The sequence below is a fragment of the Nitrospirillum amazonense genome, from assembly GCF_007828035.1.
Taxonomy (GTDB): domain Bacteria; phylum Pseudomonadota; class Alphaproteobacteria; order Azospirillales; family Azospirillaceae; genus Nitrospirillum; species Nitrospirillum amazonense.
This window is the reverse complement of the sequence record NZ_VITV01000010.1, coordinates 128,397-148,206: the sequence shown is the minus strand read 5'-3', so window position 1 is coordinate 148,206 and position 19,810 is coordinate 128,397. Positions and strand designations below refer to the sequence as shown.

Sequence of the window (19,810 nt, the reverse complement as noted above, 5' to 3'; positions counted from 1 at the left end):
CACATTAGAGGTACCGTGAAATTGGGCAGGCCATAGATTAGCCAAACGCCACGCTATCTATACAATTCTGGCATGGCACCCCGCCGCGCTCCATTCCAGGTCGGCGCTTGCGGGACTGCGACGATCTGCGCCATGTTTCCATCGTATGTTGAATAAAAATTTGAACACAAAAAAAGCGTTGTTCATGTCCGTCATCCTGATGGCGGACGGCGACACCCCATTGGGAGCCTTCATCCATGACCGTTTCCTCAAGGTCCCTGCCCCAGGGCAAGCAGCGCCGGGCCGCCACCGCGCTGGCGTTGATCCTGGCCGCCCCCTTATTCATCCCGAACGCCCAGGCGGCCGATCCCGCGCCGCAAAACAATGCCGCCTTGAGCGACCTGGACGAGGTGGTGGTGACCGGCACGCGGCGCAGCGACCGCACCGTCGCCTCCTCCCCCGTGCCCATCGACGTGCTGCCGGTGGATGAACTGGAAAAGACCGGCCTGGTCCAGACCACCCAGATGTTGCGCGCCCTGGTGCCCAGCTTTAACTTTCCCCAGCCAGCCAACACCGACGGCACCGACCATGTGCGCCCGGCCACCCTGCGGGGCCTGAGCCCCGACCAAACCCTGGTGCTGGTCAATGGCAAGCGCCGCCACGTCAGCGCCGTGCTGAACCTGAACGGCAGCGTGGGCCGCGGGTCCGACGCCGTGGACCTGAACACCATCCCGTCCATCGCCATCGAGAAGATCGAGGTGCTGCGCGACGGCGCCGCCGCCCAATATGGGTCCGACGCCATCGCCGGCGTCATCAACATCCGTCTGAAGGGTCAGGACAGCGGCGGCAGCGCCGCCGTGGAATATGGTGAGTACGGCGCCGGCGACGGCCAGACCGGTCGGGTGGAGGCCAATGTCGGCCTGCCCCTGCCCCGCAACGGCTATGTCACCCTGTCGGCGGAGGCCCACCGGTCGCGGCCCACGGACCGGTCCGGCGACGACCCGCGCCAGCAATACCTGACGGCCGGTGACCCGCGCGAGGCCACCTTCGACCGCCACGACAGCCGCTTCGGCGATCCGCTGGACAAGGAATACAACCTTTTCCTGAACGCCAGCCTGCCGGTGAACGACAAGGCGGAGATCTACGCCTTCGCCAGCTTGGGCCAGCGCGACGGGCAGAGCGCCGGTTTCTTTCGCCGGGCGCAGGACGTGCGCACGGTGCGGACCCTGACGCCAGACGGCTATCTGCCCTACATCACGTCCAAGCAGTTGGACCTGTCGACCACGGTGGGTGTGCGCGGCGACCTGCCGGACGCGTGGACCTACGACCTGAGCGTCGATTACGGCCGCAACCGCTTCGACTATGGCGTGGAGAATTCCGTCAACGTGTCGCTGGGCACGGCCAGCCCGCGCGACTTCCACGCTGGCGAGCTGGTGTCGGACGAGCTGGTGGGCAACCTGGATGTGCGTAAGCTGGCCCACATCGGCTTCCTGCCCGACACGCTGTCCATCGCCGTAGGCACTGAGGTGCGGCGCGAGGATTACACGATCAAGGCCGGCGAACCCGCCAGCTACATCAACGGCGGCGTGCCGGTGCTGGACGGCCCATCCAGGGGCACGGTGGCCGCCCCGGGCGCCCAGGTCTTCCCCGGCTTCGAGCCGGCCGACGCCGGCACCAACAGCCGGGGCAGCGTCGGCACCTATGCCGAGCTGGAAACCAAGCTGACGCCCGACTTCCTGGTGAACCTGGCCGGCCGCTACGAGCATTACAGCGACTTCGGCGACACCACCAACGGCGAGCTGTCGGCCAAGTACGACCTGATCTCGGCCCTGTCCGTGCGTGGTGCCATCAGCACCGGCTTCCGCGCGCCATCCTTGGCCCAATCGCACTATTCCGCCACCAGCACGGTGTTCATCAACAGCGTGCCCTATGACGTCCGCACCTTCCCGGTGACGGACCCGGCAGCGAAGGCCTTGGGTGCCGAGCCGCTGAAGCCGGAGAAGTCCACCAACTACAGCGCCGGCCTGGTGTTCCGCCCCACGGACAACTTCTATGCCACTGTGGATTTCTACCAGATTGATATCGATGACCGCATCGTGCTGTCGGAAAACCTGACGGGCGCGGCGGTGGTGCGACTGCTGGCGGCCAACGGCGTCACCGGCATTGGCGGCGGCCGCTTCTTCACCAACGCCGTCGACACCCGCACCCGGGGTGTGGATATCGTCGGCCGCTATGCCATCGACCTGGGCGACGTGGGCAGCCTGTCGCTGACCGCCGGCCTGAACCTGAACGACACGGAAGTGACGCGGGTGGAAGGCAATCCGTCGCAGTTGGCCAGCCTGGGGAGTACCGTCTTCCGCTTCGGCCGGTCGGAAAAGGGCCGCATCGAGAAGGGCCAGCCCAAGAACAAGCTGAACCTGGCGGCAACGTACGACTGGGACAAGCTGTCGACCACGGTGCGCACCACCCGCTATGGCAGCACCACCTCACTGGACAGCAGCAACCCGGCGCTGGACCAGACCTATGGGGCCAAGTGGATCACCGACATCGCCATCAGCTATCAGGTGACGGATGCCATCGGCGTGACCATAGGGGCGGACAACGTGTTCGACGTCTATCCCGACAAGGTCATCGCCGCCAACAGCACGAGCGGCATCTATCCCTACAGCAACTACTCACCCTTCGGCTTCAACGGGGCGTTCTACTACGGCCGCGTCAGCTACAAGTTCTAAGGCGGTCAATGAGACGACGGCCGCCCCCGCGAGTTCACCGGGGCGGTCGTCTCCTTTTCCTCAGGCTTTGGGCTCCTCAGGCCTTGGGTGCGGGCTTGGGCTTGTGCGCATCGAGGAAGGCGCGAAACTGGTCCTGGTCCAAGAAATACAGTTCCAGGCACTTGTCGTAATCGGCCTTGTCCTTGATGACGCGGCAGAGGGTTTCCGCGTCCTCATTCTCCTTCTGCTGCTGAATCACCGCCTTCTTGTCGGCATCGGCCGGCGGGGCGCTCTGGGCAACCGCAGGCAGGGACAGCAGCAGCGAAACGGCAAGCGGGGTGCAAAGGGTGAGGGCGGAAAGGGCGCGCACCTTGGGATCTCCTGACGGCTGGAAAGACGCCCCGGGACGGGAGCGCCCTGATCAGCCGGAAGTTTAGCGGCCAATGGTTAAGGTTCAACATCCCGTTTTGATAGCCGGCGGCTATGGCGGACACCCATACCCGGCTTGAAAGTCTTCCCGGATCTGGGCTGTGGCACCACTGGCCGCCAATGCCCATAATGCCCTGGACTGGCGACGGCGTATCCGCCCCGTGGCCCCTGCCCCTGGACGTGTCGACGGCCCGACCCTGACCCATCCCGGCGGCGCGCCATCCGTGGGCGGGTGAAATGACAAGGGGCGAGGGGCATGAGTATGGGGGCATTGCGTACCCGGCCGGGGTGCACCCGGATGGGGCGCACCCAGACGGGGCGTATCTGGGCGACGCGTATCCGCACCATTCTGGCGGCCGGTGGCCTGGTGCTTCTGGCTGCCTGCGCCGCCGATGGTGACCATGGCGACGTACCGGCGTCCGGTCGCCCTGCCCCCACCCCGGCCGAAGCCCCCCAGACGCCTGAGGCCCGAACGGCCGCGCTGTTCCGCCACTTGCGCGCCGACCCGGTGCGCCTGGCCATGTTCCTGCGCCGCATGCCCAAGGGCGCCGATCTGCACAACCACATGAGCGGCGGCATCTATGCCGAGAACATGGTGGACTGGGCGGCGGCGGACTCGGCGTGCATCGACCCCAAGGCACTGGTGCTGAAGCCAGCCCCCTGCACCGGCGGCCTGGTGCCGGCGGCCGACGCGCGGCGCGACGTCGGCCTGTACAACCGGCTGATCAACGCCCTGTCGATGCGCAACTTCGTGGCGGGTGCGGAATCCGGGCACGACCATTTCTTCGACAGCTTCGCCAAGTTCGAGCCGGCGCTGAAGACCCGGGTGCCCGAGATGCTGGCGGAGGCGGCGAACCGCGCCGCCGCCAGCCACGTGCTGTACCTGGAACTGATGTGGTCCAACGGGATGTCCAAGGCGGCGGCCTTGGCGGTCCCGCTGGGCACGCCGGCCCCTGGCACCATCCCCGGCGACACCGCCACATTCGACGCCTGGCGCGCCAGGGTGGAACCCGGCCTGCCGGCCATCATCGCCGCCGCGAAGGCCGATACCGACGCGGCGGAAGCCCAGATGCGCCACATTCTGCGCTGTGGCACGGCGGACGCCCAGCCGGGCTGCGCCGTCAGCATCCGCTATCTGGCCCAGGTCATCCGCGTGCTGCCCGCCCCACAGGTGTTCGCGCAAAGCCTGTACGGCTATGCCCTGACAGCCGCCGACCCGCGCTTCGTCGGCGTCAACCTGGTGGCGCCGGAGGACAACCCGGTGACGCTGAAGGACTATGGCCTGCAGATGCGCCTGCTGGGTTATCTGGGCCGGCGCATGCCGGCGGCCAACCTGTCGCTGCACGCCGGCGAATTAGCACTGGGCCTGGTGCCGCCGGAAGATCTGCGCGACCACATCCGCCTGGCGGTGGAGGTGGCGGGCGCCAAGCGCATCGGCCACGGCGTTGACATCGGGCAGGAGACGGACGCCCAGCACGTGCTGAAGACCATGGCCGACCGGGGCGTGCTGGTGGAGATCAACCTGACCAGCAACGACGTCATCCTGGGCGTGAAGGGCCGCAACCATCCCATCACCGCCTACCGCGCCTTCGGCGTGCCGCTGGCCCTGTCCACCGATGACGAGGGCGTGTCGCGCATCGACCTGACGCACGAATATGTGCGGGCAGCGGGAACCTATGGCCTGGATTACGCCACGCTGAAGGCCTTCTCCCGCAATGGGCTGGAGCATGCCTTCCTGCCGGGTGCCAGCCTGTGGGCGGGGCCGGGGCAGCCCGTGGCATCCTGCGCCGCCGATCATCCCGGCACGAGCCCGTCCGCCGCCTGTCAGGCCTTCCTGGACCAGAGCCAGAAGGCCGCCCTGCAATGGCGGCTGGAGGCGGACTTCCACGATTTCGAGGCGGCCGTGGCCGCCGAGGCCGAAAGCGGCTTGTGGGGCCAGGGCCAGGGCCCTAAAACCACCGCCGCATCCCCTGGCCCATCCCCCACCTGAGCAGCGAAGCGAGACCGCGCCCATGCGCCTTCTGATCGACACCGATACCGCCGGCGATGACGCCTTTTCCCTGCTGCTGGCCCTGCGCAATCCCAAGGTGACGCTGGACGCCATCACCATCTGCCATGGCAACGTGACCTTCGACCAATGCGTGGAGAATGCGCTGTACACGGTGGAGGCCGCTGGCCGCGGCGGCGAGGTGCCTGTCTACCGAGGCGCCCGCCTGCCCATGATGCGCAAGCCGCTGGACGCGGCCTACGTCTTCGGCAAGGACGGCATGAGCGACGCCAATTATCCGCCGGCCAAGCAGCGGCCGGAGGCCAAGCACGCCGTCGATGCCATCATCGACACCGTCCTCGCCCACCCCGGCGAGGTCACCATCATCGCCCAGGCGCCCCTGACCAACCTGGCGCTGGCGGTGATGAAGGAACCGGCCATCGTCCAGGCCACCAAGCATTTATGGATCATGGGCGGCACCGACAATGCCGTGGGCAACGTCACCAGCGCGGCCGAGTTCAACTTCTACGTCGATCCCGAAGCCGCCAAGATCGTGGTCAACGCCGGCTTCAAGGCCAGCCTGCTGACCTGGACCCGCTCGATGGTCGAGGGTGTCATCACCAGCGCCGAGTTGGACGCCATCGCGGCCCTGGGCACGCCTGTTTCCCGGTTCTTCACCCGCGTGAACCGCGACAGCCTGGCCTTCTCGCGTGAACGCCAGCGCATCGACGGCAGCATCCATCCCGACGCCCTGACCTGCGCCTGCGCCCTGAATGAGGCCCTGGTGCTGGAGGCGGAGGAGTGCGTGGTGGACGTTGAGACGGCCGGCACGCTCACGCGCGGCTATTCCAGCGTCTCGTCCGCCATCCTGCCGGACGCGGCCGATGCCGATCCGGACCTGGTGCCCCAGGTGCCCAACATGCGCGTCATCAAGCGCGCTGACCGCGAAGGTTTCGTCCGCATGATGACGGACGCCGTCCGCTGATCCGGGGTGGCGCCACCACCACTACCGATGGTGGCGCTTTCTCCCGCAGCCCCTCTGGTGTAGCCTGTCTGGATTAGAAATACGAACCGACCCGTTTCCAGACTACCTTAGTTAACGCACGTCCCGACACCTTCGATCGTCCAGGACCGGACAGGCGGGGGCTAGATGAGTGGCACCATCATGGACCGCCGCGCCCTGTTGCTGGGGGCTGGTTCCGCTGGCTTGGGTGTGGCCCTAGGGCCGTATGCCGCCCGCGCGGTGGCGGCGCCCTTGCGTTTCGTCTACGCCGATAATGTGGTGCCCTTCAGCTATGCTGATGCGGACGGCAACGCCACCGGCCTGCTGAAAGACGATGTGGACATCGTGACCTCGGCCGCCGGCTATAGCCAGACCACCAGCCTCATGCCCTGGGGCCGTGCCCAGGCCATGGTGCGGGCCGGCCAGGCCGACGGCTTCTGCACCGTGCCCTCAGCCGATCGGGCCGCTTATGTCCAGTTCTGCCTGCAGCCGGTGATGACCAGCGACATCGGCATCTGGCACCGCCGCGACGACGATCGTTTCAAGTCGGTTGGCAGCCTGGAGGAACTGGCGGCTTTCCGTCTGGGCAGCTACGTCGGCAACGGCTGGGCGACGGAGCACATGGACGCCATCCCCACGCTGGCGGTGGTACCGGAGCCCGTCAGCGTGCTGAAGATGCTGGCCGCTGGCCGTATCGACGCCTTTGTCCATGATGAGCTGCAGATGGGCTATCTGGCCCGCGCCGCCGGCCTGACCGGCACCTTGGCCTATACCCCGCGCCCCTTCCTGGGCCAGGTGGTGCGGACCCTCGCCATCCGGCGCAGCCTGCCCGACTGCGCCGCCGTGGTGGCGGCCCTGGACGCCGCCATTCTGGCCCGGCGCGCGGACCTGGACGCCCTGGCCCGCCGCGTGCGTCTGGGCATGGCCTGACCGAAGGCGCGCTTAGAAGAACGCCGCGCCAGGGTGTAGACTGGCGTCCGTGGGAAACGGGGGCCCGCGTGGACAGGAAAAGCCGACATCAAGAAAAAGGCCTGGGACCATGGGCATGGCGCGTGGCACTGCTGACAATCGCCCTTCTCGGTGTATGGGGGGGAGCGGACGCGTCCCCTGCACCCAGCGGCGCGCCGACACCGGTCCTGGAACTGCGCATCCCACGCCACGGGCCGTTGGATGCCAAAGCGCCCAGCATGTGCGAGGAAATCCTGCTGGCCTTGACGCGCCAGGTGGCCGGCGTGCGGTTGGTATGGTCCACTGACTGGCTGACCCATGACCGGGCGGTACAGGAACTGGCGGCGGGCCGGCTGGACACGGATTGCGGCTACTACCGCACGGCGAAGCGGGAAGCCCGGATACTCTATTCCCGCCGCGCCGTCATCCGCATGGAAACGGTGCTGGCCGTGCGCACCAACGACCCGGCCGCCATCGCCACCTTCGATGAGCTGCGCGCGGCGCTGGCGGATGGACACGACACCATCCTGGTCAACGCCGGCTCCGCCTTTCTGGATCGGCTGCACCGCGCCGGCATCGAGGACCGCAACATCGACGCCTGGGCCGCGCACAGCGACACCAACCTGCGCAAATTGATGAGCGGCAGGGGCCGATTCTTCATCTTTCGCAACCCTGGCCTAACCGAGGTCATCCAGAGCAACGGCTGGGACGGGCGGATTCGCATACTGCCCCAGCCGCTGGCGGTGGAGGATCAATATATGGTCTTCTCCCGCCACCTGGATCCTGAGGTGCGGGAACGGCTGGAAGCGGGGCTGGACCGCCTGGCCGCGGACGGCACGCTGGAACGCATCGCCCGGCGCCACGCGGGCCGCGCCCCTGGGCTTTGATCCCTTAGCGGAACGCGATCATGGCTGATCGCATCTTGCTCTAGTCCGCGTCCTTCACGCAGCGAAAGCCCACCAAGGCGGAGCGATCGCGGGAGGGGGCCATCAGCAACAGCTTGCCGTGCTGGTCGTTGCGGTAGGCCTGCGGGAAATACCAGATGGAGCCCTGGGGCTGGTACAGGCTGCCGCCGCGCAGGATGGCGGCACGGGTGTGCTCGTCCTGGTACTCATCCGTCCACTGCCAGACATTACCCACCAGATCCTGGACACCGAAGGGGCTGGCCCCCGCCGGATGGGCGCCCACGGCATCGGGCGGCCGCACGGCGCGGCCCCGTTCCGGCACGGGCGCGGCGTCATCCCGCCAGGTGTCGCCCCAGGGATAACGGCGGCCATCCCGCCCTTGCGCCGCGTACTGCCATTCCCATTCGTGCGGCAGTCGCTTGCCGGCCCAGGCGGCATAGGCGCGCGCATCCTCCTGCGACACCCAGGTGACGGGCCGGTCGTCCCAGCCGGCGGGATAGGTGCCGCCTTTCCAATCCTTCAGGAAGTTGCGGTCGTCTTTGGGACGGTAGCCGCTGGCGTTCAGGAAACGCTTGAACTGCGCGTTGGTCACGGGGAAGCGGTCCATGAAGAAGCGCGGCAACGACAGGCGATGTTCATGATAGCGCCGCGCCTCCCCCTCCCAGGGGTAGGCCACATCGACACCGGCGCTGGTGCCGCCCTCGATCTCCAGCCCCTGGACGCGGAAGGTGAAGTCGCCGGCCGGGATTTCCACCATGCCGTCAGGCGCTGTAGCGGCGGGCGCCGTGGCTGGGATATCGACCAGGCGCTGCGGCAGCGGAGCCCACACGCGCGGTAGGCTGGCCAGATCCGTGACCGTCAGCGCCTTCATGCGCTCCATCAGTCCGCGTATGGCGGGGTCCGGCGCGCCGGGTAGCGCCAGGACGGCGCCGAAGCCCTGAGCCTCCAGCGGGAAGGACAGGAGAAGCTGATCACCCTCCCGCCGCGGTGTCAGCTCCACGCCATGGTAAAGGTCGAAATAGCGCAGGGCCGTTCCGTCCGCCGGTACGGCCAACACCGTCTGGTCCAGCGGGTGGTCGTTGCGGTTCACGATGGTCCAGGCTGCACGCCCGTCGGCACCTGGCCAGCGGCTGGCGTACACCCCCGCGGCGCGGGTGGGGTAAAAAGGCTGCCAATCGGGGCTGGACAGCAGCGGCCCCAGGCCCCGCTCCAGGGTCGCCACGCGGCGCATCGCCTCGCCATCGCGGGCGCTGATGCCGTTCCAGATGCCCCAGACGTTCTCCCACGCCTCCCAGCCGATGCCGTTGAAAAAGGCGTAGTGCAGGTCGTCGGTCTTGTCCCGGGCCCAGCGGTCCGAGATGTTGACCATGTGCCGGGGCTCCAGCCACTTGTAGCGGTCGACCTTGGGCACCGGCGCGAAGGTGTATTGGCCCCAGGACATCAGGTCCCAGGCCACGGCCTCATCCGCCAGCACCCCCTCCGGCTGGAAGGCCAGGGGGAGGCCGGCCTTGTCGGCCGCCAGGGAAAACGCCAGGGGCACGCCGTCCTGGGTGTCGCCGTTGATGCCGTCGATGCCGACCTCCCTGGCCAGCTCGGCGATGGCCTGCGGCCAGGGACGGTCCGGCGCCCGCGTTCCCTGGTCCCACATCATCATGGGCAGCAGCACGCGCACGCCCCGGCGATGGAAGTCCGCCACCATGGCTTTCACCGCCGGCAACCCGCCCGGCAGGTTGGCCACCTGGTCCAGTTGGTTGCGGTCATCGATGCCCATGTTGGGGTAATCGGGCCACAGCAGCACGGCGTCGATACCACCGAAACGGGCCGTCAGGTCATCCAAGTAGCGGTCGACGGTGTAGCGGCCGGCCACCGGGTCATAGAAATAGCGATCCTCCACCATCATCTGGGTCTGAACGAAACTGGTGCGCGTCCAGGCCAGGCGGGGATCGTCATAGCGGGCGGGGTCGTAGCCGATGCGGATGCGCCGTTCCTGGCGCCAATGACGTACATCCGCCAACCAGGCCTCGTAATCGGCGTTCGCGCACTCCCGCGTTCCGCCCTCCCAAGCCTCCCGCCAAGTGAGGCAGGCGGGGCCGTTGATCATCAGCTGTTTCCAGCTGCCGTAGGGCACCGCCTGGGTGTCCTGCGCCCCGGCGGCACCGGTCACAAGCATACCTAGAAAAGCGGCGGCCAGCAGGCGGCGCATGGAATGTCTCCCCTACTGCCGGGCCAGCAGGCCGGTCATCAGTAGGTCCAGGATGCCTTCCTTGTCCTCCTTCAGGCAGACCTGGGCGTTGGCCGGGCCTGGCGCCGGCGTCGTCTCCCCCTTGTCGCCCACGACCAGGCGCAGGGGCGTCGTGGGGCACAGTCTGGGGTCCAGGACATAGGCCACGGGCACCAGGTCAAACAGCGTGGGCGTGATCTGGCCCCAGCCGTTGAGGTGGCGCCACTGGTGATACATCAGGGCCAGGGCGTCGGTCATGGGCGTGCCGGCGGCGAACAGCAGGTCGCGCTTCACCTCATCCAGCTTCAGCCGAGTGCTGTCGAGGGGCATCACCACCAGGGGCACGCCGCTGGTGAACAGCTTTTTGGCCGAGCCGATGTCTGAATAGATGTTGTATTCCGGCGTCGGTCCCTTCAGCGGGCCGTAGCCCGTGTCGTCATAGCCGGCGTAGACGGAGCCGCCCATCATCACCACGCGCTTCAGCTTGGCGAAGCCGGCCGGGTCGCGGTCGATCAGGGCGCCCAGAGTGCTGGGCGGAGCCAGGGAAATGAGCGTGACCTGCCCGGGGTAGCGCCGCGCCTGTTCCAGGATAAAGTCCACGGAGGACGGCACGGGCGAAGCCGGGGCCGGCTGCCCCTCCGCCCAACGCTTTTGCGTATAGGGGGTGGTGTTGGGGGTAGCGGGTCCTTGCGCCACGGGAATGTCCCCGCGCCCGGCGATGGCCAGCAGGCGCTGAAGCTGGCGCACGCGCAGGCCCGTGTCGCCCCACGCGGCCGTGACGCCCAGAATGTCAAGGCGCGGGTCGTTCAAAGCCGCCGCCAGGGCGAAGGCGTCATCGATGTCGTCGCCGATGTCGGTGTCGATGATGACCTTTTCCCGGGCCGGCGTCGCCGCTGTGGAGGCCGCCAAGCCGGATCCGGCCAGCGGCACGAAACAGAACACGCCCGCGCACAGCCGCAGGAACAGGAAGGCGATCCGGGACAGCCGGTTCATGGAAAAGGTCCCCGTCAGGGCCAAGGGCCGCGCCCCGTTGGGGGCCGGATACGGACAGGGGCCCGCCGCTGCCACGGCCGGCCCCTTCCACTAGCGGTATCACGGAAGCCTGGCGGCAACCAGCCACCAAGCTTCCGGAGAGGCGCCTACACCATCAGAACGAGTACTTGGCCTGCACACCGATGATGCGGGGCTCGTTGACCATGCCCGTCAGGTTGTTGAAGTCGATGGCGCCGATGACGCGCACCTGGTCCAACACGTTACGGACGAAGGCCGCGACCTCATAGCCGTCGTCGTTCTTGTAGCCCAGGCGCAGGCCGCCATCCAGCAGCCACTTGCCGGTGAACTCCGTCGACTTGTACAGGAAGAAGTTGACCTCGCTGCGGTAGGCCCAATCGGTGTAGAAGAACACCTCACCCTTATCGCCCACCGGCACGCCATAGCGGAACGTGGCGTTCAGCACCCATTCCGGCGCCTCGGGCAGCGGGTTGCCGTCCAGCAGGGCGTTGCCCTGGGCGTTCAGCGCGTTGGTCACGGTGCAGCCGCCGCCGCAGGTGGCGACCGACACGTTCGGGTCCTGGATTTCGGTGTGGTTGTAGCTGCCACCGAAGGTGACCAGCATGTGCTCCACCGGCTTGGCCTCCAGCTCCGCTTCCACGCCGTAACCGACGGCATGGTCGGCGTTCAGCAGGCGGGCGGTATTGCTGGCGCCGCCCACGGCGGTCAGCTGCATGTCGCTGGTGTCGTAGTAGTAGCCGGTCAGGTTGAAGCTGGCGCGCTTGTCGAACAGCGACGACTTGACGCCCGCCTCATACGAGATGGTGGTCTCGGCCTTCGCGGTCGAGGTGGAGTTGGCGAAAGTGATACGATCCTGGATGGACGGGGCCAGATAGCCGGTCGCCACGCGGACGAAGGCGTTCACGTCGCTGTTGATGGCATAGTCGGCCGACACGTCCCAGGAGGCGTTGCCGCCGTTGACGCTGGTGCGCAGGTAGATCGGGCCGGTGTAGCCGAAGTCACGGATGGACTCGACCGACTTGTTGTCGTGCGAATAGCGCACGCCGCCGCCCAGAGTCAGGGCATCGGTGACCTTGTACTTCACCGAACCGAAGACGCCGTCGGTCTCGCTGCGGTCCTTGTGGCGGACCTGATCGTCGATGGCGCCGGTGGCGGTGATGTAGTCGTAATCCTTACCGGCCAGGTAAGAGTTGAAGTAGTACAGGCCGCCCTGCAGCAGCCACGGCCCCAGGTCGTTGGAGGCGAAGCGCACTTCCTGGCTCAGCTCGCGCGGGGAGTTGTAGCCACCAGTCTCCACCGAGAACGGCACGTCGGAGGGCACGCCGCCGTCGATGTCGCCCCGGCTGAACACGTTGGCGCGCTCATAACCGCTGACCGAAGTGACGGTGACGGGGCCGGCATCGTAAACGATGTGCAGGTTGGAGCCGAAGGAGTTCAGCTTCTGCGGGTTGGCGCCATCCTGGTTGGCCTTCTCAATGTCGAAGCCGGGGACCAGGTCGTTGGTGCCCTTCTGGATAATGTTGGCGCGGAACAGGCGGGCGGACCCGTCCAGCTGGCGGCCATGGACGTTCAGCAGGACATCCAGGTTCTCATTGGGCGTGTATTCCAGCTGGAACCGGCCGGCCAGGTCGCGATAGCCCTCGAAGTCGGTATCGTTCTTCGTGGAGATGTCTTCGTTCTGCACCCAGTCGTTACGGCGCTGCAGATTGACCGAGGCACGATACTTCAGCACATTCTTGACGATGGGGCCGCCCACGGCGCCGGTGAAGTTCACCGTGTCATAGGTACCATAGGTCAGGTCGGCGAAGCCGCCGAAGGTGTCGCTGGGCTTGGCGCTGTCGATCTTGACCACGCCGGCCGGCGTGTTCTTGCCGAACAGCGTGCCCTGCGGGCCGCGCAGCACTTCCACCGCGCCGACGTCGAAGACCGGGAAGGCCTTCAGCATGGGGTTTTCCATGGCGACGTCGTCGAACACCACCGACACCGGCTGGGAGGCGTTGGGGTCGAAGTCGGCGTTGCCCAGGCCGCGGATATAGAAACGGGGATAAGTGCGACCAAAGGACGACTCAGCCTGCAGGCTGGGGGCGCGGCCCGCCAGGAAGCGGATGTCCTGGCCGCCGGAGTTCAGCACGTCCAGCTTTTCACCGCTGATGGAGGTGACAGCGATCGGCACCTCACGCTCCAGCGCTGGCCGGCGTTCGGCCGACACGATGATCTCGTCCAGCTTGTCGGAACTGTCATCGGCGGCCCGCGCCACGCTGGCCAGACCCAGCAGGCTCAACGCCGACATACCCAGCAGCGCGGACTTCAGCCCGCGGCTCTTCTCAACCCTCATCATGCTCGATCCCTTCACTTTTTCCAGGCCCTTGCCAGACCTGCTTTTGCGTTGCCCGTCGCACCGGTCCCCGCGCCAAAAGGCTAGGCTGGGAACAGCCGGGGGAGGGTACACGGCAGATTTCGTTTGCGGCAGCCCCACTACTACCGAAGGTCTTTCAAATCCAACAAGAAAGCGAGGACCCGACCGAAATTTTGCCGCAACGCACATATTTGACGCGCGAGTGTTGCCGCAATGCGGCACCCCATCCCGGCTTCTAGCAAGAACGGCGCCAATTCCAGCCGCCCTGGGCGTGTAAGGACGGCGTTGGTCGGTTGCCGCGGCATCGATGCAAACTGCCCAATATTTAAGCATTGCCCGATGAGGACATGCCCGATCCTTAGGCGCGGGCGCTGGGATGTCGAATGACGCCCGCGCCGCCTTGGAAAGGCCACAGTATAAAGGTGTGGTCTCCGCCCGGGCGGCCGGGCCTTTGGGGCCGATAGCCTCCGGATATTTCGCCCCCGCGATTGGCCGCGGGGAGGCTTGAGGTTTTAGGATGGAACAGCGGGATGGGGTTATGGTAACCCCTGAGCGGTTGAGGATGCCCTGCGCCATCCCTGATTGGGGCCACAGCCCTTTCAGGTGGCGGCGGATTTCCTCAAGAGGCTGACCGCCATGGCCTTGTTCCACCGGGTGCCGACAGTCAGATGTTTCCGGCGCGCCCGCGCCTCCAGAGAGGTCGAGTGGCCACCGTCCTGGGACCGAGAGCTGGTGAGATTAGTTTTGGAGCCGTCTTTCACATGATAGTCGCCGGTAAGCCGCTTTCCGCCCAGGCGGACCCCATTCCGCCCACCAAGCCAGCCGCGACGCCCAACCGGGCACGTCTGGCCCTGCGTGACCTGGCAAGCGGCCTGGGCCAGCATTGGCTTTGGCGCGCCATGGCCATGCAGGACATCGTGCTACGTTATCGCGGCTCCGTGCTGGGCCCGCTGTGGCTGACGTTCAGCACAGCCATCATGATCGCGGCCATGGGTTTCGTTTACTCCCAGATCTTCCATCTGGACCCGGTACGCTATGTCCCCTTCCTGACCCTAGGCCTGCTGGTCTGGCAGTTCATCTCGTCGGTGATCACGGACGGCTGTTCCGCCTTCATGTCGGTGCAGCACGCCATCCAACAGGTTCGACTGCCTTATACGGTGCATGTGCTGCGCAGCGTCTTCCGCAACCTGCTGATCCTGGGCCACAACGCCGTCCTGATCCCCATCGTCTTCCTGTTGATGGGGCACGGCATCGGCTGGGGCGCGCTGATGGTGATTCCCGGTCTTATCCTCCTGTGCGTCAACGGTTTCTGGATCAGCATCCTGCTGGGTATGCTGAGCGCCCGGTTCCGTGACGTTCCGCCGATCGTGGCGGCGCTGCTCCAAGTCATCTTTTTCGTGACGCCCGTCTTCTGGACCGTGGAAACGCTGGGCAAGTATCGGCATGTGGGCGACTTCAACCCCCTGTTTGCCGCCATCGACGTCGTTCGCGCGCCATTGCTGGACGAGCCGTTCGCCCCTTATTCATGGTCCATCGTGGGTATCATGACCGTGGGCGGACTGTTGGTGACCGCCATTTTCTTCAGCCGCTTCCGGTCCCGGATCGCTTACTGGGTGTGATTTATGGCCTCCCTGCATCTGCATGACCTGACGGTCGAATTCCCCATCTATCAGGCGAACGGCCGCTCACTGAAGAAAGCGCTGTTTTCGGCGCCCATGGGTACCAACCTGGCCCGTGACGCCGCCAATCGCATCCTGGTTCGCGCGCTGAACCATCTGACCTTGACGATCGACAAGGGCGACCGCGTCGGGCTGATCGGCCCCAATGGATCGGGCAAGACGACGCTGCTCAAGACCCTGGCCGGGATTTATGAGCCCACCAGCGGCACCCTTCACACCCTAGGCCGCGTTTCTGCGCTGCTGGATGTGCAGATGGGCATGAACCCGGATGCCACTGGCCGCGAGAACATCATGCTGCGCGGCATGTACATGGGCATCCACCCCAAGGATATGCAGGTCCATGTCGAGGAGGTGGTCGAGTTCACCGAACTGGGTCCGTACATCGACATGCCGGTGCGCACTTATTCCGCCGGCATGATGTTGCGCCTGGCCTTCGCCGCGTCCACCTGTGTCGAGCCCGAGATCCTGCTGATGGATGAATGGCTGGCGGCGGGCGACAGCCATTTCTTGGCCAAGGCCCAAAAACGCATGGAAGATTTCGTGCAGCGGTCCAGCCTGATGGTGCTGGCCTCCCATTCTCTGGATCTGCTGGAGAGGTGGTGCAACAAGGGGCTGTACTTGCGTAACGGCAACGTGATCGCTTACGGTCCGCTGAAAGAGGTGGCGGACATCTACCAGCAGTCGCTGGCAGAGGCCTGAGCCCGCCGCTTGCCCCATCCCAATCCCCAGGGCATGCCCAGGGACACTCCGGAACCCGCCGTCGATCATGGTCAGAAAATACGTCTGGGCAGGCATCTCCGTCGTGCTTGCCGTCCTCGTGTTCAGGCTTAGCCAGGGTGGGGATTCCGCGTCCTTTTTCCTGACCATCCGGGAATTGGCCAAGCCACTGGCCACGGTTTACCTGGCCTTGTTCGGTCAGCCGGAATTCGCCCTGGTACTGGCCGCCGGCATGATGCTGGCCTGTGTCGCCCTGCTGGGCGGCTTCTGGGCGGGCCAGGTCCGTCGCACGCTGGACACACTGAAGACCATCACGGGCTCCGCCATGCTGATCATGGGGGAACCGAACGACCGCCGGGTCGGATCGATGAAGCGCCTGATGGAATCCAGTCCGCTGCTGATTGACGAATGGCGGATGTTCGAATCCACATTGTTGGACGCCGGCCAGGGTGCCCAGCGGCGCGCCTACTCTACCATTCGTCCTCAGGAATATTTTTCCATGGAGGCCATGGAAAGCCGCGGCCTGGATTTCCGCTTTTACGTCGCCTTGCCCAACTACTTCGTGGGCGTGGGCCTGATGTTCACCTTCCTTGGCCTGGTGGCCGGCTTGTATTTCGCCAGCAAGGGTCTGCAGATGGGTGATCTGGCGCAGGCCCGGCAGGCGCTGGGCCAGTTGCTGGCCGCATCTACCATGAAGTTCGTCAGTTCCGTCGTCGGCATCGGCGCGTCACTGGTGACGTCGATGGTGGTCCGCCATTGGCAACGCAAGGTTCAGGCGGCGCTGGATGACCTGTGCCGCGCCATCGAACTCTGCTTCCCCCTGATCTCTGCCCATCGCCTGATGGGTGACTGGACACAGGACGGGGCGGCCGCCGCGGTATCGGCGCCGCGCCCCCCGCTCTCCCCCGCACCCCAGCCGGATATCGCCGGCCAGGCGCCGTAAGACGGGAAGGCTGTCATGCGACGGGGAACCAGGGCACACGGGGACGACCAGGAAAGCTACTTCGCTTCCATGTCGGACCTGATGGCCGGCATCGTCTTCATCTTCCTGATCATGCTTATGGCCCTGTCGATGTACAACATCGACGAGACCCCCAAGCAGCAGGATCAGCAGTCGGAGCAAGACTACCAGGAAACCATCGCCAAGATCATGGCGGAGCGTGCCCGCATGGTGGAGGCGCTGCGCCGGGATTTGGAAGCCCGGCACATCGCGGTAGAGGCCGACGCCGCCAAAGGCATCCTGACGTTGCCTTCCGCGCAGTTCTTCGCGCCCGGTGCAGCCGCGCTGAAGCCCGAGGGCCGTGAAAAAATGGCCGAAGCGGCCACCTTGCTGGCCCGCTATCTCACCTGCGACGGCAATACGCCGGGTATGGCGGCGGGTGCCTGCCCCACCACCGCCCCGGTGGAGCATGTGGATGCCGCGATTACCAAGGTTGCGTCGGCCGCCACCGTCTCGGGAGCCCCGGCGCCGGAAACGGTCGCCCGCATCCAGGCGCTGGAAACCAGCGCCGCGCTGACCTCCACCCAACCGCTGTTGTATGAATTGCTGGGCCGCGCGGGACGGCCGGTGCTGACGGTGCGCGGCGTGGCGCAAGTGCCACCGGCGCCATCCGCGCCAGCGGGCGGACACGGACATCATCCGCCCCCAGCGACGGCGCCCAGCGCGGTCGATCAGATGACCCTTACCTTCACCATGGCGCTCCCTCCCCGCCGGTAAGGGAGGCCGCTCCAGCCCGAGGGCCTCATGTCATCTTCCGCCGCCTTCGTCCGCTATGCCTTTGATCACTTGCTGCCATTGTGCCGCGACCGGTTCGCTGACACGATCCATGGCGGCTTCCATGAACGACTGGATCCGGCGGAACAGCCCCTGCCCCTGGGCTACAAGCGGTCCATGGTGCAGGCCCGGCAGCTGTACGTGCTGGCTCATGGCGCGTTGTCGGGAGATCGCAGCGGCCAAGACGCCGCGGAACAGGGCTACGACTTCCTGGTCCGCAATTTTTGGGATGACCGTAACGGCGGCTGGTTCTTCAAGGTGCTGCCCGACGGTCAACCATTGGACAGCTCCAAGGACTTTTACGGTCACGCCTTCGTCTTGTTTGGCCTGGCCTACGCCCATGCCGCTTTCGCCGCCCCCCGCGCCCTGACGCTGGCGCAGGAAACCTGGGTGCTGATGCGCGACCGCCTGGCCATGCCGGCGCTGGCGGACGGCGGCTGGGGCGGCCTGGCGGAAGGGGCAAGTGCCGACTGGGTCCCCAACGGCGCGATGCGCCGCCAGAACCCGCACATGCACCTGCTGGAAGCCCTGTTGGCCTTGCATGAGTTTACTGGTGACGGCGCGTGGCTATCGGAGGCGACCGCCGTCATCCGCCTGTTCCAGGCCCGCTTTTTTGACGGCGCGACGAATACCCTGGGAGAATTCTTCACCCAGGATTGGCGTCCCGATCCCGTCACCGGGCATATCGTCGAGCCCGGCCACCATTTCGAGTGGGCCTGGCTGCTGGACCGTTACGCCAACCAGGGCGGCGACACGTCCGTACTTCCCCTGGCCGACGCCCTGTTCGACAAGGCGGTGGCGCATGGCTTCCTGCCCGACGGGGGCATCATGGACCAGATGGATCCCCAAGGCGCGCCCATCCTGCGTACCCGCCGCATCTGGCCGGTGGCTGAAGCCATCAAGGCAGCCTTGTCGCAGGCCCGCCGGCACCACGGGACCAGCGCCGGCGATGCCGCAAGGGCGCTGGCTCAGAGGCTTATGGACCATCTGCGGGCAGCCTTCCTTGACCCGGCCGACGGCCGCTGGATCGAAACACAGGATGAAACGGGCGTGCCCACTATGCGGGATTTGCCGGGCAGCACGCCCTACCATCTTTTCTTGGCGGCGACGGAAGCCGCCGCTGCGCCAATCAGCTCCAATTGAGCCGATTGGGCCCTTATTCACCGCCGACTATTTACTCGACTACTGCAGCATCTTCACGATGGCCGAGAAGTCCAAATGCCCGTTCCCTGCGGCGGAAAATAAGGCGTATAGCGCCGCCGCGTTGGCCCCCAAGGGCGTGGCCGCACCGCTGGAGGCGGCGGCGGCCTGGGCCAGCTTCAGGTCCTTCAGCATCATATCGACGGCGAAGCCGGGGGTGTAGTCGCGGTTGGCGGGGGAGGTCGGCACCGGGCCGGGCACGGGGCAGTAGCTCGTCAGCGCCCAGCACTGGCCAGAGGAGGTGGAACTGACGTCGAACAGCTTCTGCCGGTCCAGGCCCAGCTTGTCGGCCAGGGCGAAGGCCTCGGACACGGCGATCATGGATATACCCAGGATCATGTTGTTACAGATCTTGGCCGCCTGGCCGGTGCCGGGCCCGCCGGTATGCACCACGGTCTTGCCCATCTGTGCCAGATAAGGCCGCGCCCGCTCCACTGCCTCGTCACTGCCGCCCACCATGAAGGTCAAGGTGCCAGCCGCGGCCCCGCCGGTGCCGCCGGAGACGGGAGCATCCACCATGGCGAAGCCGCGGGCGGCGGCGGCGGCGGCCACGGCGCGGGCGCTGTCGACGTCAATGGTGGAGCTGTCGATCAGCAGGGCGCCCGGGGCCGCGGTGTCGAACACGTTACCGGCGTCCTCATAGACACCGCACACATGGCGGCCGGCGGGCAGCATGGTCACCACCACCTCGGCACCCGAGGCGGCATCGCCGACGGACCCGGCGATGACGCCGCCTGCCTCGGCCAGGGCCGCCAACGACTGAGGCGCCAGGTCGAAGCCAACGACGGTGTGACCGGCCTTCAGCAGGTTGCGGGCCATGGGCAGGCCCATGTTGCCCAGGCCGATGAACGCGATGCGGCTCATAATCGTTTCTCTCCCGTAATGATTAG

At 66.3% G+C, this 19,810-nt stretch carries 15 protein-coding genes; 10 read left to right on the top strand and 5 right to left on the bottom strand.

All coding sequences use genetic code 11. The annotated features are described in order from the left end of the window. The first annotated feature begins 236 nt into the window (after positions 1–236). Positions 237–2,711 carry a TonB-dependent receptor plug domain-containing protein gene (locus FBZ87_RS23525; RefSeq protein ID WP_145613028.1) on the top strand — a complete coding sequence of 825 codons (2,475 nt, stop codon included), beginning with the start codon at positions 237–239 and terminating at the stop codon, positions 2,709–2,711. Between the two features lie 76 nt (positions 2,712–2,787). On the opposite strand, the gene FBZ87_RS23520 is transcribed toward FBZ87_RS23525, so the two are convergent. After that, the gene (locus FBZ87_RS23520; protein WP_145613027.1) at positions 2,788–3,060 is read right to left on the bottom strand and encodes a hypothetical protein; all 273 of its coding nucleotides are present in this window, start codon (positions 3,058–3,060) and stop codon (positions 2,788–2,790) included. A gap of 357 nt (positions 3,061–3,417) precedes the next feature. On the opposite strand from FBZ87_RS23520, the gene FBZ87_RS23515 reads away from it, so the two are divergent. The 4 genes from FBZ87_RS23515 (at position 3,418) to FBZ87_RS23500 (ending at position 7,944) form a co-directional block, all read left to right on the top strand. Beyond that, complete coding sequence (locus FBZ87_RS23515) at positions 3,418–5,109, top strand: amidohydrolase family protein (RefSeq protein WP_145613026.1); 1,692 nt, start codon at positions 3,418–3,420, stop codon at positions 5,107–5,109. A 22-nt stretch (positions 5,110–5,131) separates the two neighbouring features. Next, complete coding sequence (locus FBZ87_RS23510) at positions 5,132–6,091, top strand: nucleoside hydrolase (RefSeq protein ID WP_145613025.1); 960 nt, start codon at positions 5,132–5,134, stop codon at positions 6,089–6,091. A 165-nt stretch (positions 6,092–6,256) separates the two neighbouring features. After that, a complete protein-coding gene (locus FBZ87_RS23505; protein ID WP_145613024.1) occupies positions 6,257–7,039 on the top strand; it encodes a substrate-binding periplasmic protein in 783 nt (260 codons plus the stop codon). Positions 7,040–7,296: 257 nt separating this feature from the next. Next, positions 7,297–7,944, top strand: a complete 648-nt coding sequence (locus FBZ87_RS23500) for a substrate-binding periplasmic protein (protein ID WP_145613023.1) — start codon at positions 7,297–7,299, stop codon at positions 7,942–7,944. Between the two features lie 40 nt (positions 7,945–7,984). On the opposite strand, the gene FBZ87_RS23495 is transcribed toward FBZ87_RS23500, so the two are convergent. The 3 genes from FBZ87_RS23495 to FBZ87_RS23485 all read right to left on the bottom strand — a co-directional run bounded on the left by FBZ87_RS23495 (position 7,985) and on the right by FBZ87_RS23485 (position 13,532). Next, positions 7,985–10,165 carry a formylglycine-generating enzyme family protein gene (locus FBZ87_RS23495; RefSeq protein WP_145613022.1) on the bottom strand — a complete coding sequence of 727 codons (2,181 nt, stop codon included), beginning with the start codon at positions 10,163–10,165 and terminating at the stop codon, positions 7,985–7,987. Positions 10,166–10,177: 12 nt separating this feature from the next. Next, entirely contained in the window at positions 10,178–11,176 is a 999-nt protein-coding gene (locus tag FBZ87_RS23490) for a nucleoside hydrolase (protein WP_186454946.1), read from the bottom strand. 154 nt (positions 11,177–11,330) lie between these two features. Continuing rightward, entirely contained in the window at positions 11,331–13,532 is a 2,202-nt protein-coding gene (locus FBZ87_RS23485; RefSeq protein WP_145613021.1) for a TonB-dependent receptor, read from the bottom strand. A 779-nt stretch (positions 13,533–14,311) separates the two neighbouring features. Between FBZ87_RS23485 and FBZ87_RS23480 the strand changes: the two genes are divergently transcribed. From FBZ87_RS23480 to FBZ87_RS23460, 5 genes are all read left to right on the top strand, one after another. Then, the gene (locus tag FBZ87_RS23480; protein WP_186454945.1) at positions 14,312–15,169 is read left to right on the top strand and encodes an ABC transporter permease; all 858 of its coding nucleotides are present in this window, start codon (positions 14,312–14,314) and stop codon (positions 15,167–15,169) included. A 3-nt stretch (positions 15,170–15,172) separates the two neighbouring features. Beyond that, positions 15,173–15,928, top strand: a complete 756-nt coding sequence (locus tag FBZ87_RS23475; RefSeq protein ID WP_145613019.1) for an ABC transporter ATP-binding protein — start codon at positions 15,173–15,175, stop codon at positions 15,926–15,928. A 103-nt stretch (positions 15,929–16,031) separates the two neighbouring features. Next, positions 16,032–16,889 (top strand): hypothetical protein, encoded by an 858-nt coding sequence (locus FBZ87_RS23470; protein ID WP_145613018.1) that lies wholly within the window; start codon positions 16,032–16,034, stop codon positions 16,887–16,889. A 15-nt stretch (positions 16,890–16,904) separates the two neighbouring features. Continuing rightward, entirely contained in the window at positions 16,905–17,663 is a 759-nt protein-coding gene (locus tag FBZ87_RS23465) for a hypothetical protein (protein ID WP_145613017.1), read from the top strand. Between the two features lie 27 nt (positions 17,664–17,690). Further along, positions 17,691–18,863 carry an AGE family epimerase/isomerase gene (locus tag FBZ87_RS23460; RefSeq protein ID WP_145613016.1) on the top strand — a complete coding sequence of 391 codons (1,173 nt, stop codon included), beginning with the start codon at positions 17,691–17,693 and terminating at the stop codon, positions 18,861–18,863. Positions 18,864–18,902: 39 nt separating this feature from the next. On the opposite strand, the gene mmsB is transcribed toward FBZ87_RS23460, so the two are convergent. Next, positions 18,903–19,784, bottom strand: coding sequence for a 3-hydroxyisobutyrate dehydrogenase (mmsB, locus tag FBZ87_RS23455; RefSeq protein WP_145613015.1), 882 nt, complete (start codon positions 19,782–19,784; stop codon positions 18,903–18,905). Positions 19,785–19,810: the final 26 nt, after the last annotated feature.